This is a genomic window from Pseudomonas sp. PvP028, assembly GCF_017832255.1.
GTDB lineage: Bacteria > Pseudomonadota > Gammaproteobacteria > Pseudomonadales > Pseudomonadaceae > Aquipseudomonas > Aquipseudomonas syringae.
Genome location: NZ_JAFIBL010000001.1, coordinates 843,635 through 859,393 on the forward strand (window position 1 = coordinate 843,635; position 15,759 = coordinate 859,393).

The window sequence follows — 15,759 nt, forward strand, 5'->3', positions numbered from 1 at the left end:
CCTTACCAACCATTCTCTGAGCCCGGGGAAATTTTCGCCCTGCCCTTGAATGGAAAATAAAAGTCCACGGCCTCGTTCAGGTGTTCGATGTACAACACGGACAAGACCTCGTCGACCGGCAAATAGGAACGCTCCAGCAGATCGAAATAGTCAGGTCGCAGCTTTCTCAAGACGTCTGACATGAGATTGGGGCCGGTCAGGTCTGAAATGCGCGTCATATACGGTGTCATTCGGGCTTTGGAAGCGCTTCGCAAAGCTTCGCTGCTGTGATCGATGAAAGGTCTGCGCGTACTGAAAAACGCCTTGTTGGTCTGTTTTTCATTCTGGAAACGCATGTTTATTTCTTTCAGGATCCTCTTCAGGACCGGGTTGTCCGGGTGGCTGGCAAAATGGCTGTTACCCGGCCCGGTGTAGCTCAGTTGCTGCGCATCCAGACGCCTGCCCAGTAATACATCATCGGGCCCTGCTTTCAATGGCGTGCCTGCGAAAGGGACATTAATGGTGTCATCGCAATCCAGATAAATGCCGCCGTATTCGTTGATCAGTCGATAACGCAGAATGTCCGACGCAGCCGCATAATTACGATTCTCCGAGTGCATGAAATAGTTGAACGCCTCGCCATTTTCACCCTTCAGGAACGTGGGGAAAAACGCTTCTTCCTTGAGCCTGGAAATCCGCATCTGCGGATGTTCGCTGAAGTAATCCAGCAACTGCTGATGCGCCGTCGGGTGGTTGATATCGATATGAAGTTCGAAGCGCAAGTCCGGGCTGGTGCGCATGTTATCCAGCATCTTTTCCAGCAGGTTATCGCCCGGCATGCGTTCGCCCAGCCATATGTGATGAATCACACGGCTGATGGGCTCGGCATCTGCAGGCAACCTGGGCACGCGAGGGAAAGAATAGATTTCGAAGCGGCGGCTCTGTGGCAGTCTTGCCTCTACCTTCCTGAATGCATCCTCCGACCCACTGTTCCAGAAACCGTTGCGGTCCAGCCAGACAAGGCCATTTGAAGACGGGTCAGTGCGCCAGCACGGAATATCGGCATCGTAATAGACGTTCTTCCTGATCCCTCCGATCTGAATGAAGTACTTCTCTACGACCGTCCCTTTTGCCTGGCTCTGTACCTCCTCGACCATGATCTGATCCAGTGGCAACTCGACCTGTACCTTGGGGCCCCAGCGCTGCACCTCGATTGCGGGCTCGTCAGGTATGACCGCCACCACCGCGCTGTCTGCCTCACTGGCCGGCGGTAATCGCGAGCCGTCAAAGCTCTCCCCGCCACGCAAACCAAGCTTGAGGTCCAGATCCCAATAGCCGGTGTCGATAGTCTTCACGTAAGGCCCCCAGACACGCGGATCAGAATCAGAGCGAATCCGGTACTGCTTTTCCTGTGGCACCCACTCGACCCGAAACGCCTGATCATGCAGCTCGATGTAACTTTTGCCTTGCAGCGGATAAATACCCGCCACTTCGCCCGAGGCCAGTCCTGGCAGGTCTTGAGTCACTTCGAGCGCGCGCAACAGGCGGCGCATTTTGGCATCGAGCGAACGCAAGGCCGGCGGCTCTTCCCTGAACACCGGAATCGGCTCGACCTCGATAACAGGGTCGATCGGTGTGGTGGGGCCAGAAACCTCATAACCGCCTCGCGCCTCGTCAATCAGCCCGGTTTCGGCACCAGCCTCGACCGCAGCGCCCCCCTCGGCAATAATCGGTAACGCGTTCAATACCCCGAAGGCAATCCGCCCTAGCCCCGTCTGGCGCGCGTCCAGCGTACGGCCATTGACCGCGGCATCGACGCCCAGCCCGACCAGCGCGAGAGACAGCCCCGCGATGACCGGAATCAGTTCAGGAAAGACGATCGCGACGCCGCCCAGGACAGACACGCACTCACTCAAACCGCTGCTGGCTTCCTCTTTCCAGTAATCGCTATGGCTGCGTATTTTTTGCAGCGCGTCCGCTTCAGACTTCGCCTTGACCCGATGCTTGAAGTGCGAGAACGGCCAGGGCTGTAGCGGCTCGCCGAACTGCACCAGTTTGCGCGGGTTCCACGCGCCGGTCGCCGCGTCCAGCAGTTTGGGGTAGACAGCGAAGCCTCTGAGGGCGGTGGCAACGCCGCTGTAGAAAAAGCCATCGACGTCATCCGCAGCACTGAAATGCCCCTCGAAAGACCGACGTTTGCCTGGATCCTTGCACATCAGCGCGATCCAGTCCTTGAGCGCGTCGGCGTTGGCGAAGGTATGAATCGGTGACGAGTTGCCAGGGATGTAGAGCAGCACGGTCGGCGAATCGGCACTGCGTATGACCATGATGTCGGCGGCGCTGTAGCCATGCACCTGCAATTCGGAAATCGTCACGCGAGTGGAAATCGGCGCGGCGACAAAAGCGCCGAAACTCAGCTGTTTCCAGCCCTGATCCACAGGCAGCCCGAGCGCCTCCAGCACCATGTCCTTGTGCTCGGCCTTGAGCGTGTTTTCCTCGACTTGCAGCCAGGCCGCCCTGAACAGACCGGCCTTGAGCATCAGGTTGTAGTCGTCGGCGTGCGCCTGCCAGAACTGTTTCAGGTAGGCGAGATAGCCGGCTTGCAGGTTGTGATCCCAGATGTACTGCTTGAACGCCTCGGCAGTCAGGCGCAGTTGCGTCGTCGAATCGTAGTGCTGCGGAGCGGATTTCCGGTATACCGCCTCATAAGCGACGCAGTCATAGGACGGCAGTTTTTCATCCACGACCTGACAGTCGAGACCGTCCTCATGATGGGGCTGCAAATGCCCGAGGTGATCAAACCAGTCGCCATTACCGTTTTGCTGCCAGTTGCGCAGCAGCGCCTCGGTCAGCGTCATCGAGTGAGCGACATTGGCGCGGTGAGGAGCGGGATGGAGCTTCGGGTCTTCGATATACAGCGTGGCGATCAAAGTGTCGTCCGGATCGATCTCGATACCCCACCTTGACTGGCATTCCTGTGCCACATCCCGCGCAGCAAGGGCGGCAGGTGACTGCAGGCTGATCGGGTTGAGGCGGAAGTAATCGCTGACCGAATAGTCTTCGTCTACCCGCGCCCAGAACTCTGCGTCAGAGTCATCATCGCCAGCCCTGTCGTCATCGCCGAAGTCGTACTGTGCTGCAAATTCATCGTCCATGATGAAAAACCTTCTTGGTGGTTGGAGCCCCGACAGTAGGGAGCAAGAAGGCCTGGTCTGCGGTATATAACTATGTGTCAGCCGCTGGATTGCAACCAATCGTGAGCCCGGAAGCGCCGGTCTGGGTCAATCGCTCGAAATTGCTCTTTGACAGCCAAGCAATTCAACAGGTTAAATCCCTTGGCACGCGGACTGCATGGTCAGCTTTCGCCCTTCCCGCTTCAATTCAGTTTTCTACGGAGTACCGCCTTTGGACGCCACCACCATCAACAGCCTGTTCCTGATCGGCGCGTTGCTGGTAGCCGCGAGCATCCTGGTCAGTTCTCTTTCGTCACGCCTCGGCATTCCGATCCTGGTCATCATCCTCGCAGTGGGCATGGTCGCAGGCGTCGATGGCGGCGGGATCATCTTCGATAACTACGCGACCGCCTACCTGGTCGGCAACCTTGCGCTGGCGGTCATCCTGCTCGACGGCGGGCTGCGAACGCGGGTGGCCAGTTTCCGGGTTGCACTGTGGCCGGCCTTGTCGCTGGCGACGGTGGGCGTGCTCATCACCACGGTACTGACCGGCATGATGGCTGCGTGGCTGTTCAATCTCAGCGTTATTCAGGGCCTGTTGATAGGCGCGATCGTCGGCTCCACAGACGCCGCGGCGGTGTTCTCACTGCTGGGGGGCAAAGGCTTGAACGAGCGCGTTACCGCCAGCCTCGAGATCGAGTCGGGCAGCAACGACCCCATGGCCGTATTCCTGACCGTCACCCTGATCGGCATGCTGGCCAGTGGGCAGACCGGCCTGCACTGGGGACTGCTGGGGCACCTTATCCAGGAATTCGGTATCGGCAGCTTTATCGGTCTGGGCGGCGGCTGGATCCTGCTGCAGCTGGTCAACCGCATCAATCTGGCCGCCGGCCTCTACCCGATTCTGGTGATTGCCGGTGGCCTGGCAATCTTCGCCCTGACCAACGCCATCCACGGCAGCGGCTTTCTCGCGGTCTACCTGTGCGGTCTGGTGCTCGGCAACCGGCCGATTCGCAGTCGCCACGGCATCCTGCACATGCTCGATGGCATGGCCTGGCTGGCGCAGATCGGCATGTTTCTGGTGCTGGGCCTGCTGGTCACGCCGCACGATCTGCTGCCGATTGCGATACCGGCGCTGGGTCTGGCGCTGTGGATGATTCTGGTGGCACGTCCACTGTCGGTGATGGTCGGCCTGCTGCCGTTCAAGGCGTTCCATGATCGCGAAAAAGCCTTTATCGCCTGGGTCGGCCTGCGTGGCGCGGTACCGATCATCCTCGCGGTGTTCCCGCTGATGGCCGGCCTGCCCAACGCACAGCTGTACTTCAACCTGGCGTTCTTTATCGTGCTGGTTTCGCTGTTGCTGCAAGGCACCAGCCTGCCGTGGATGGCCAAACTGCTCAAAGTGACGGTTCCGCCTGATCCCGCGCCGATTTCCCGGGCCGCGCTGGAGGTGCACGTCACCAGCGAATGGGAGTTGTTCGTCTACCGCCTGGGCGCCGAAAAGTGGTGCATTGGCGCGGCTCTGCGTGAACTGAAGATGCCGGAAGGCACGCGTATCGCGGCACTGTTCCGCGGCCAGCAACTGCTCCATCCGTCCGGCAGCACGACGCTGGAAGTGGGTGATCTGCTGTGCGTGATAGGCCACGAACATGACCTTCCAGCGCTGGGCAAATTGTTCAGCCAGGCACCGCAGCGTGGGCTGGACCTGCGTTTCTTCGGCGACTTCGTGCTCGAAGGCGACGCAAGGCTGGGTGAAGTGGCGGCCCTGTATGGCCTGAAACTCGACGGCATCGACCCAGGCATGCCGCTCAGCCAGTTCATTGTGCAGAAGAACCGTGGCGAGCCGGTGGTGGGCGACCAGATTGAATGGAATGGAACTATTTGGACAGTTGCCGTCATGGACGGGAACAAGATCCAGAAAGTGGGCGTCAAATTCCCCGAAGGAACCCGCCCGGGCCCCGGACTGTTCCTTTAAACTGCCAACCCACACGTATCATCATGCGACCGGTGTCTATGTTTTCCCTGCGTTCCTTTTGTGCTGCCGCACTGTTTGCGCTCTGCCTGTCTTCCTTCCCGGTGCTCGCCGCCGACCCGCCCAGCAGCGACGCTGTTCAGCAAAGCCTCGACAAGATTGCCGACCGCAAGCTGCCAGACGCCGAGCAAAAGGCACTGCAACAAGTGCTCGAGCAGACACTGGCTTTTCTGGCCAGCAAGAAGGACAGCGAACAGAAACTCGAAGCGCTCAAACAGCAGCTTGCCCAGGCGCCAAAACAGACGTCGGAAAACCAGCGTGAACTGGCCCGCCTGAAAGAAAGCAAAGTGGTGCCCGTGGCCCAGCGTTATGGCGGCCTCGACGTACCGCAGCTGGAGCAACTGCTCAGTCAGCGCAGCACCCAGCAAAGTGATCTGCAGAGCGAACTCAACGACGCCAACAGCCTGGCCATTACCGCGCAAACGCGGCCGGAGCGTGCGCAGACTGAGATCAGCGCCAACCAGACGCGCATCCAGCAGATCAACGCCATCCTCAAGAATGGCAAGGACAACGGCAAACCGCTGAGCGCCGACCAAAGAAACCTGCTCAATGCAGAGCTGGCCTCGATCAACGCCCTCAACCTGCTGCGTCGCCAGGAACTGGCCGGCAACAGCCAATTACAAGACCTGGGCAACAGCCAGCATGACTTGCTGACCGAGAAGGTGGCGCGCCAGGAGCAGGAAATTCAGGATCTGCAGACCCTGATCAACGACAAGCGTCGTGCCCAGTCGCAAAAAACGGTCGCCGACCTGTCCCTGGAAGCGCAGAAGTCCGGCGGCAGCAGCCTGCTGGCCACCGAGAGCGCCGCCAACCTCAAGCTGTCGGACTACCTGTTGCGCGGCACCGATCGCCTCAACGAGCTAACTCAGCAGAACCTCAAGACCAAGCAGCAACTCGACAACCTGACCCAGACCGATCAAGCCCTCAGCGAGCAGATCAATGTGCTGAGCGGCAGCCTGCTGCTGTCCAAGATTCTCTACAAGCAGAAGCAGGCGTTGCCGCATCTGGAGCTGGACAAGGGCCTGGCCGACGAAATCGCCAACATCCGCCTGTATCAGTTCGACATCAATCAGCAACGCGAACAGATGAGCACGCCGACTGCTTACGTCGAGCGGCTGCTCGCTACCCAGCCGCCTGAAAACGTCACCCCGCAACTGCGCCGGACGCTGCTGGACCTGGCCATCACCCGCAGTGACTTGCTGGAGCGCCTCAATCGCGAGCTGAGCGCGTTGCTCAACGAATCCATCACGCTGCAATTGAACCAGAAGCAGCTGACCAGCACCGCTCAGGGGCTGCGCGCCACACTCGACGAGCAAATGTTCTGGATCCCCAGCAACAAGCCGCTGGACGTGGAATGGTTTCAGAATATCTGGCCACGCCTGCAAAAGCAGGTCTCCACCCTGCCCTGGACGTCCAGCCTAAGCGAACTGTCAGACGGCCTGACCCAGCGCCCGCTGCTGTTCCTGCCCTTGCTGCTGTTGATCGGCATACTGACCTGGAGACGCAAGGCGCTGTACCAGAAGCTCAATCGCCTGCACGCCGATATCGGTCACTTCAAGCGTGACAGTCAATGGAAAACGCCACTGGCGCTGCTGTTCAACGTACTGCTGGCCATGCCCGTCGCACTGGGACTGGCCCTGTGCGGCTACGCCCTGCAGATCGACGCCCGCGGTCAAAACGCCAACCTCGGCGAGGCCTTGCTGCAGATCGCACTCGCCTGGCTGGTGTTCTACACCGCCTATCGCGTACTTGCACCGCAAGGCGTTGCGCAGTTGCACTTCCGCTGGGAGACCGCGCAGGTCGAGTTCCTGCGTGGCTGGGTACGGCGTCTGGGGCTGGTCGTTCTGGCCCTGGTGGCGGTGGTGGCCGTTGCTGAACACCAGCCTGCCGCGCTGGCCGACGACGTACTGGGGATCGGCGTAGTTCTGACCTGTTACGCCCTGATGACCTGGCTGCTCGCCCGCCTGCTGATCTCCAGCCCCACGCATCACAATGCCTCACTGTTCCGCAAAACCGTCGGCGTGGTGTTCACGGCATTGCCGGTCGCGCTCTTCCTCGCGGTTTGCTTTGGCTACTATTACACCGCGCTCAAGCTCAGCGACCGCCTGATCGACACCCTGTACCTGATGATGATCTGGCTGATGGTCGAGGCGACGTTCGTCCGTGGCCTGAGCGTGGCCGCCCGGCGTCTGGCCTATCAGCGTGCGCTGGCCAAGCGTCAGGCAGCCAGAGAAAACGGCGACAGCGACATTCCGGTCGAAGAACCCAAGCTGGACATCGAACAGGTCAACCAGCAGTCGCTGCGCCTGATCCGTCTGGCCCTGCTGGCAGGATTCGTCGGCGCGCTGTATCTGGTGTGGGCCGAGCTGATCACCGTGTTCGCCTACCTGGACAACATCATTCTCTACGAATACACCAGTGGCACCGGGGCCAACATGAGCATGGTGCCGATCAGCCTGAGCGACTTCCTCGGTGCGGGGGTGATCATCGTCATCACCTTCGTACTCGCCGGCAACCTGCCCGGCCTGCTGGAAGTGCTGGTGCTGTCACGCATGAACCTCGCGCAGGGCAGTGCCTACGCGACAACCACGCTGCTGTCATACACCATCGCCGGCGTCGGCTTCGTCACCACGCTGTCGACGCTGGGCGTGAGCTGGGACAAATTGCAGTGGCTGGTCGCGGCGCTGTCGGTGGGTCTGGGCTTCGGCATGCAGGAAATCTTCGCCAACTTCATTTCCGGCATCATGATCCTCTTCGAACGTCCAGTGCGGATCGGCGACACCATCACCATCGGCGCCCTGTCGGGGACGGTCAGCAAGATCCGCATCCGTGCCACGACCATCACCGACTTCGACCGCAAGGACATCATCGTCCCGAACAAGACCTTCATCACCGGCCAGCTCATCAACTGGTCGCTGACCGACACCGTCACCCGCGTAACCCTCAAGCTGGGCGTGGATTACGGCTCGGACCTGGACCTGGTGCGCTCCCTGCTGCTGCAAGCCGCCCGGGAAAACCCTAGGGTGCTCAAGGAGCCAGAACCGATCGTCTACTTCCTGAACTTCGGCGAAAGCACCCTCGACCACGAACTGCGCATGCACGTACGCGACCTGGGCGACCGCAACCCGGTACTCGACGAGATCAACCGCTTCATCAATCGCGAGTTCAAGAAGCAGCACATCAACATCTCGTTCCGCCAGATGGAGATCTACCTCAAGAACACCCAGGGCCTGGAATACAAACTGGTGCCTGCAGAGCCGGGCGACAAGCACGGCGCACCGGCTGGGCAGACGACCCTGCAACCGGTGAATACCCAAGTGACCCCGGCGACCAAAGATGCGCCCGAGCCGCCTGAGTTGCGGCTGGATTGAGAAGAGTGAAAGTGTGTGTCGACCGGGCTACAGCACGGTCGACACGCTAGCGATTAGCGATTAAATCAGGCCTCAACCCGCCCAATCACCACCTTCGCCTCCAGATACCCCCCAGGCTCCTTGCTGATCTGCACGGTTCCGGCACACGGCGCCAGTATGGATGTTTCCATCTTCATCGCCTCCATGATCGCGATCACCTGTCCCTTCTCTACCGTCGCACCGTCTTCAACCGCCCAGGCATGCAGGTTGCCCGCGACCGGCGTCAGCACTGCGTGCGGGTCCGGGGCGTCGGCCGCTGGCTGGCTGGCGTCAGCCGGGGCGGCAGCGTTCAGGCTCATGCCAGCCAGCAGCGCAGCAGGCAGGCCCAGTTCGTGGCGTTTGCCGTCGATTTCAACGAAGGTACGCAGCACGCCGGGGTCGACCGGTTCTGCGTTGCGCGGGGCGATGGTGACGTGCTCGGCGAAGTCGGTTTCGATCCAGCGGGTGTGGACGGCGAAGGTATTGGCCGCGGTGAAGTCGTCATGGTCCATGACCGCCCGGTGGAACGGCAGCACGGTGGCCACGCCTTCCACCTTGAACTCGGCCAGCGCACGGCGGGCGCGGCTGATGGCCTGTTCGCGGGTTGCGCCGGTGACGATCAGCTTGGCGATCATCGAATCGAAGTTCGGTGAGACCCTTGAGCCTTCTGCAACGCCGGTGTCCAGGCGCACGCCCGGACCGGACGGCGGCTGAAATAAAGTGATAGACCCCGGCGTCGGCAGAAAGCCGTTGCCCGCGTCTTCGGCGTTGATGCGAAATTCAAAGCTGTGGCCGCGTGGCACAGGCGTGCCATCGAACGACAGCGGCAGGCCGTCGGCGACGCGAAGTTGTTCGATGACCAGGTCCACGCCGCTGGTTTCTTCCGTCACCGGGTGTTCGACCTGCAAGCGCGTGTTGACCTCCAGGAACGATAGGGTGCCGTCGCCGCTGAGCAGGAACTCCACCGTACCGGCACCGACATAGCCCGCTTCGGCGCAGACCGCGCGAGCCGACTCGTGAATGCGCTGGCGCAGTTCGTCATTCAGATAAGGCGCTGGCGCTTCTTCGATCAGCTTTTGGTTGCGACGCTGCAACGAGCAGTCACGGGTGCCGACCACAATCACCCGGCCATGACGATCGGCGATGATCTGCGCTTCGATGTGCCGTGGGCGGTCCAGAAAGCGCTCGACGAAGCACTCGCCACGACCGAACGCGGTCACCGCTTCACGCACCGCAGACTCGTACAGCTCGGCGACTTCATCGAGCTTCCAGGCGACTTTCAGGCCGCGACCACCGCCGCCAAAGGCGGCCTTGATGGCAATCGGCAGGCCGTGCTGCTCGGCAAACGCGACCACTTCAGAGGCATCTTTTACCGGGTCTTCTGTACCGGCCACCAGCGGTGCGCCGACTTTCAGGGCGATGCGCCGGGCCTGGACCTTGTCGCCCAGTGCGTCGATGGTCGCAGGATCGGGACCGATCCAGATCAGACCGGCGTCGATCACCGCGCGGGCGAATTCGGCGCGCTCCGAGAGGAAACCGTAGCCCGGATGAACCGCATCGGCACCGGCGCGCGCGGCAACCGCCAGCAGCTTTTCGATGTTCAGGTAGGTGTCGGTCGGGCGCTCACCCTGCAGCCCATAGGCTTCATCGGCCTGACGCACGTGCAGCGCGTCGATATCGGCATCGGCGTACACCGCCACCGAGGCGACTCCGTAGTCACGGCAGGCACGGGCAATACGAACGGCAATTTCGCCACGATTGGCAATCAGAACCTTTTTCATCTGTTCTTGGTCTCGTCTGAAGTGGCGGGGCGCACTGGCTCGAAGGCGCTCAGCGGGTTGAAGCGAATGCGGGCATTGACCGGAATCTGCCCGGCCTTGTCCAGGTGGTAGGTGGCGACTGCGCCGATGACCGGGTAACCGCCGGTCAACGGGTGATCGGCCAGGAACAGCACCGGCTGGCCACTGGGCGGCACCTGAATGGCGCCGACCGTGGTGCCCTCGCTGGGCAACTCGCCATCGACGGCACGTTGCAGCGATTGCTCGCCTGCCAGGCGAATGCCGATACGGTTGGATTGCGGCGTGACCAGCCAGGTCTGTTGCGCCAGCAGTTGCTGGGCTTCGGCGCTGAACCAGTCACTGCGCGGGCCCATGACCACATCCAGGATGATGACCTCATCGCTACGCGGCATCTCGAAGGCCGGTTGTTCGGCAGTCGACACCGCAGGGCCACCGGTTCTGCGCGTGAAGCCCAGCCGGTCACCCGCGGCCAGCGCGGCGGGCCCAACCTGGGCCAGCGTGTCTGTGGACAGACTGCCAAGCACCGGCTCATGAATGAAACCGCCACGAACCGCCAGATAATTGCGCAGGCCGGCGCTGGGCGAACCGATGCTCACCTGATCGCCGTTCTGCAAAGCCAGCGGTGCATACAAGGGCGCCTGCAACTTTTGCCCTTCGGCGGTCTGCACTTCGACGCTGGCCTGAGCCCCGGTAATCGCCACAACGGTCTGCCCCTGACAGGTGAAGGTCAGACCACCCATGAGAATCTCCAGACACGCGGTCGCCGGATCGTTACCCACCGCGCGGTTGGCAGCGCGCAAGGCGCCGCGATCCAGCGCGCCCGATGCGGAAACACCCTGCCCCGCCCGACCGGGACGCCCCATGTCCTGAAACAGGGTTTGCAGACCTGGCGTCTCGATCTGCAGATAGTCTTCGCTGACCGTCGTCGCCTGCGGTCGGACAGGTGCAGCAACCTGCACACGGGTCTCCGGGAGCGGACCGGCATCCTGGAAACGCACGCGGTAGCCGGGCTGGAGCAAGGCGGGCTCGTCGCGGCCCAGATCCCACATGGTTGAGGTGGTCACCCCGATAATCTGCCAGCCGCCGGGGCTGGCCTGTGGATAAATGCCGCTGAAACCACCGGCCAGCGCCACGGCGCCAGCCGGAATACGTGTGCGCGGCGTGCTGCGCCGTGGCACCACAAACCCGGCACCGCCGCTTAGGTAGGCAAAACCGGGTGCAAAGCCGCAGAAGGCAACGTTGTAGTCGCTGCCGGTGTGGCGCTTGATCACTTCCTCGACGCTGATGTCCAGCTCGCGGGCGACATCGGCCAGGTCTTCGCCGTTGTAATGCACAGGTATTTCGATCAGCTTGCCCGCCTCGCGGGCCTTGCCACGAATGTCGCGCGAGGCGATCTGTGTGGCGAGCGCTTCGAAACCGATGGCTGACGGACGAAAGTGCACCAGCAAGGTTCGGGCGGCCGGGACGATTTCCTCGACGCCAGCGATGGGCATCTGCTGTAACGATTCGAACAGGGCCAGGGTCTCGTCCAGATTCGACAGTTCAACCAGGAGTGCATCCAGGTTGGCCGGGTAGAAACGCATGAGCCTCTCCTATACGTGGTAGTAGCTGTCCGGAATATCGGTAATGAACATGTGGCCCGGCGCGTGGGAAATCGCAAACGGCACACGGGACGCCATGACTACTGCCTGCGGGGTCACACCGCAGGCCCAGAACACCGGAATCTCGCCGGGCCTGATCGTCACCGCATCACCAAAATCAGGGGTCGCCAGGTCGTTGATGCCGAGCAGTCCAGGCTCGCCGACATGTACCGGCGCGCCGTGCACACCGGGGTAGCGACCGGTGATGCGCGCCGCTTCGGCAACCCGGTCCGCGGCGATCGGGCGCATCGACACCACCATGTTGCCCTGCAGGCGTCCGGCCGGGCGGCAGACGCGGTTGCTGCGGTACATCGGCACATTGCAGCCTTCGCTGATGTGGCGCACATCGATGCCGGCGTGCATCAGGTCGGTTTCGAAGGTGAAACTGCAGCCAATCAGAAAGCTGACCAGATCAGTGTGCTGCGCCCAGATGTGGCTCACGTCACTCAGTTCTTCGGCCAGTTGCCCGTCGCGCCAGACCCGGTACAGCGGCAGGTCGGTGCGCAGATCAGCCTGCTCGGCCAACAGCGTGGTGTGGCTGCCGGGCTCGGTCACATCCAGCACCGGGCAGGCTTGCGGGTTACGCTGCGCGAACAGCAGAAAGTCATACGCCCATTCACGTGGCAGCGTGATCATGTTGCACTGGGTCAGACCGGGCGCTTGGCCAGCGGTCGGCGCGACGAATCCCTGGCGATAACGGGCACGAGCGGCGCTGGCAGCCTCGCGGGCGAGTTGCAGTGAATTCATGATCAGCCTCGATTGAATGCGCGGACAGTGACGCCAGCGTCGTGCAAACGGTCTTTCAGGATGCGGGCGATGTTCACCGCGCCCGGACTGTCGCCATGCACGCAGATCGAATCGGCCTGCAGGCTGATTTCGCGGCCATCTTCAGCCTCGATGACGCCTTCGCGCACCAGGCGCAGCATGCGCTCGGCGATCCGTTCGGCGTCGTGCAGCACGGCACCGGGCCGCGAGCGCGAGACAAGCGTGCCTTCAGCGGTATAGGCGCGGTCGGCGAATGCTTCGGCAACGCAGGAAAGCCCGGCTTCGCGTGCCCAGTCGAGCAGCGGCGAGTTGGCCAGGCACACCAGCTTCAGCGCGGGATCAATGCGCAGCAGCGCCTGAATGACCGCCGCGGCCTGACGCTGATCACCGGCGATGGTGTTGTACAGCGCGCCATGCGGCTTGACGTAGCTCACGCTCGTCCCGGCGCTGCGAGCCAGGCCCTGCAGTGCGCCGATCTGATAAATGACATCGGCGGTCAGTTGGTCGCTCGGGATGTCCATGTTGCGGCGGCCGAACCCTACCAGGTCCGGGTAGGCCACATGCGCGCCGATGGCAACGCCCCGGGCCGCAGCGGCCTCGAGGGTGCGCAGGATCCCGGCCGGGTCACCGGCATGGAAACCGCAGGCCACGTTGGCGCTGCTGACCACATCGAGAATCGCCTCGTCATCGCCCATGCTCCAGGCGCCGAAGCTTTCACCGAGGTCACTGTTGAGGTCTATCGCAGGCATTTTTTGTTCTCCGAAATCAGGCTGCATTGATGAAGGCAAAGATGGGACCGACTGATTTGAACGCCATGTACCACGACAGCAGACAGGTCAGCACGCCCAACACTAATAGCCAGCGCGGGTAGTGGTAGCCGTCCATCATGTCGGACCGGCGCCAGCCGACGTACATGAAAATGCTCAGGCCCAGTGGCAAGATCAAGCCGTTGAAGCCCCCGGCAAAGACCAGCAGCGCGGCCGGTGGTTTGCCCCACATGACGTATACGACCACGGTGATCAGGATAAAGCCGACAGTCGCGAGGTTGCGCGCGCGTTCGGTGATGCGCTTGGAAAACACCGTGATGAACGACATCGACGTATAGGACGCGCCGATCACGCTGCTGATGCCGGCCGCCCAGAGCACCAGGCCGAACATGATCAGGCCGAAGTTGCCAGCGGCAGCGGTGAACGCCTGGGCTGCGGGGTTTGCACCTTTGCCGGACACATCGATGACGACGCCGCTGGCGACCACGCCGAGGATCGCCAGAAACAGTATGTAACGAACAACGCCGGTGACCAGAATACCGGTCAGCGCCGCCTTGGACACCACATCGATGTTCTCGACCCCGACGGTGCCGCGATCCAGCAGTCGGTGAGCACCGGCGTAAGTGATATAGCCGCCGACCGTGCCACCGACAATGGTGGTGATGGCCGCGAAATCGACCATGTCCGGCAGGATGGTCTGGCGCAGCGCTTCACCCAGCGGCGGGTGCGAGGCAAAGGCAGCGAAGAGGATCAGGCAGACCTTCAGGGTGCCCAGCACCATCATGATGCGGTCCATGGCGATGCCGGCGCGGTGCGACGAGAAGATCGCAATGGCGATCAGCGCGCTCAAGGCGCCACCCCATTTGGGGTCAAGACCGGTCAACGCGTTCAAGCCCAGACCCGCACCGGCGATGTTGCCCAGACTGAACACCAGGCCGCCGAAGATGACCAGTACCGCGAGCAGATAACCGCTGCCCGGAATCGCCGCGTTGGCCAGATCCGCCGCGCGCATTTTGGTCAACGTGACGATGCGCCAGACATTCAGTTGCACCACGAAGTCGATCAGGATCGAGGCCAGGATGCCGAAAGCGAACGCTGCCCCCAGCGTCGCAGTAAACGTAGCTGTCTGGGTCAGAAAGCCAGGACCGATGGCAGACGTCGCCATCATGAAGATCGCGGCGATCAAAGAGGCGCGGCGCGCCTTGGTGAACTCATTGGCAGTCTGTGTCACGGCGGCATTCCTGAGATGAGAGGTATTCTGCCAGAGCAATGACCATGCCAAAGGTCATTCAAGTACGCCAACTTGTAGATACATAAAGATAATATTGTTGAACAATACATGCGCTATGGATCAACCATATGCACCATGTTGTTACGCAAGGACTCAGGTGTGCTACCTGATGATGCATCTGCTGACCTTCGTCCTTGCCAGCCAATGAGCTGTCGTGGAATATCGACCTGGCTTTTCTTTCTCTGGACCCTTTATGAACGACGCTGCCTCTGCCCTCCCTCGCACCCTCGGAGAATCGATCACCACTGAGCTTCGCAGAATGCTGGTCGAGGGCGAGCTGGTACCTGGTCAGCGCCTCTCGGAAGCCGCTCTCGCCGAGAGTCTGGATATTTCCCGTAACACCCTGAGAGAAGCCTTCAGAGTGTTGACCCGCGAAGGGCTGCTGACCCACGAGCCCAATCGCGGGGTCACCGTGGCCAAGCCTGATATGGCTTCGATCATCGATATCTACCGCATTCGACGCTTCATCGAATGTGGAGCGATTGCCCAGGCTTATCCACAGCATCCCGGTGTGCTGCACATGCGCAATGCGGTCGAGGCCGGCGTGCAGGCGCGTGAGGCCAAGGACTGGGTTGCCGTGGGCACCGCCAACATGATGTTTCACAAGGCCATCGTCGAGCTGTCCGACAGCCCGCGACTGGTGGCGTTTTATGCGCAGATATCGGCAGAGTTGCGGCTGGCCTTCGGCTTGCTCAACAATCCGGAGCTGCTGCATTCGCCTTATCTGGACATGAATGCTGCGGTACTCGGGCGCCTGGACGCGGGCAAGACCGATGAGGCGACGCGCATGCTCGAGGATTATCTGGTGCAATCGGAACGAACGATTCTGGCCGCCTTCGAGCGAAGCCGGAACCGGTAGTCCGGGCGCAGGCCCGATCACCAGAACTACCACCCAGGGACCCGGTCTACGGGTTCTGACCGTTG

General features: G+C 61.6%; 9 protein-coding genes. 3 read left to right on the forward strand and 6 right to left on the reverse strand.

Annotated elements, in window-relative coordinates; genetic code table 11:
* Positions 1-2 precede the first annotated feature (2 nt).
* Positions 3-3,134 (reverse strand): DUF6543 domain-containing protein, encoded by a 3,132-nt coding sequence (locus JOE34_RS03780; RefSeq protein WP_209995119.1) that lies wholly within the window; start codon positions 3,132-3,134, stop codon positions 3-5.
* 250 nt (positions 3,135-3,384) lie between these two features.
* Between JOE34_RS03780 and JOE34_RS03785 the strand changes: the two genes are divergently transcribed.
* Positions 3,385-5,127 carry a potassium/proton antiporter gene (locus tag JOE34_RS03785; protein ID WP_003422423.1) on the forward strand — a complete coding sequence of 581 codons (1,743 nt, stop codon included), beginning with the start codon at positions 3,385-3,387 and terminating at the stop codon, positions 5,125-5,127.
* Between the two features lie 38 nt (positions 5,128-5,165).
* Positions 5,166-8,555 carry a mechanosensitive channel MscK gene (mscK, locus tag JOE34_RS03790; protein WP_003318150.1) on the forward strand — a complete coding sequence of 1,130 codons (3,390 nt, stop codon included), beginning with the start codon at positions 5,166-5,168 and terminating at the stop codon, positions 8,553-8,555.
* Positions 8,556-8,620: 65 nt separating this feature from the next.
* Here the strand turns inward: mscK and JOE34_RS03795 are convergent, their stop codons facing one another.
* From JOE34_RS03795 to JOE34_RS03815, 5 genes are read right to left on the reverse strand one after another with little or no spacing between them, the layout of a single operon-like run.
* Positions 8,621-10,354 (reverse strand): biotin carboxylase N-terminal domain-containing protein, encoded by a 1,734-nt coding sequence (locus tag JOE34_RS03795; RefSeq protein WP_198699532.1) that lies wholly within the window; start codon positions 10,352-10,354, stop codon positions 8,621-8,623.
* A complete protein-coding gene (locus JOE34_RS03800) occupies positions 10,351-11,955 on the reverse strand; it encodes a 5-oxoprolinase/urea amidolyase family protein (protein ID WP_122232150.1) in 1,605 nt (534 codons plus the stop codon). The genes JOE34_RS03795 and JOE34_RS03800 overlap by 4 nt, the downstream gene beginning before the upstream one ends.
* 9 nt (positions 11,956-11,964) lie before the next feature.
* Complete coding sequence (locus JOE34_RS03805) at positions 11,965-12,759, reverse strand: putative hydro-lyase (protein ID WP_024650004.1); 795 nt, start codon at positions 12,757-12,759, stop codon at positions 11,965-11,967.
* Between the two features lie 2 nt (positions 12,760-12,761).
* Complete coding sequence (locus tag JOE34_RS03810) at positions 12,762-13,526, reverse strand: 5-oxoprolinase subunit PxpA (RefSeq protein WP_003422431.1); 765 nt, start codon at positions 13,524-13,526, stop codon at positions 12,762-12,764.
* 16 nt (positions 13,527-13,542) lie between these two features.
* Positions 13,543-14,775: an NRAMP family divalent metal transporter gene (locus JOE34_RS03815; protein ID WP_003345192.1), complete on the reverse strand. Its 1,233-nt coding sequence runs from the start codon at positions 14,773-14,775 to the stop codon at positions 13,543-13,545.
* 253 nt (positions 14,776-15,028) lie between these two features.
* Between JOE34_RS03815 and JOE34_RS03820 the strand changes: the two genes are divergently transcribed.
* Complete coding sequence (locus JOE34_RS03820; protein WP_080341290.1) at positions 15,029-15,694, forward strand: GntR family transcriptional regulator; 666 nt, start codon at positions 15,029-15,031, stop codon at positions 15,692-15,694.
* Positions 15,695-15,759: the final 65 nt, after the last annotated feature.

Bases quoted from the DNA above. Each gene is read 5' to 3' on its own strand.
- JOE34_RS03805 (WP_024650004.1), bottom strand. From the start codon at position 12,759: ATGAATTCACTGCAACTCGCCCGCGAGGCTGCCAGCGCCGCTCGTGCC.
- JOE34_RS03795 (WP_198699532.1), bottom strand. From the start codon at position 10,354: ATGAAAAAGGTTCTGATTGCCAATCGTGGCGAAATTGCCGTTCGTATT.
- JOE34_RS03820 (WP_080341290.1), top strand. From the start codon at position 15,029: ATGAACGACGCTGCCTCTGCCCTCCCTCGCACCCTCGGAGAATCGATC.
- JOE34_RS03780 (WP_209995119.1), bottom strand. From the start codon at position 3,134: ATGGACGATGAATTTGCAGCACAGTACGACTTCGGCGATGACGACAGG.
- JOE34_RS03800 (WP_122232150.1), bottom strand. From the start codon at position 11,955: ATGCGTTTCTACCCGGCCAACCTGGATGCACTCCTGGTTGAACTGTCG.
- mscK (WP_003318150.1), top strand. From the start codon at position 5,166: ATGTTTTCCCTGCGTTCCTTTTGTGCTGCCGCACTGTTTGCGCTCTGC.
- JOE34_RS03810 (WP_003422431.1), bottom strand. From the start codon at position 13,526: ATGCCTGCGATAGACCTCAACAGTGACCTCGGTGAAAGCTTCGGCGCC.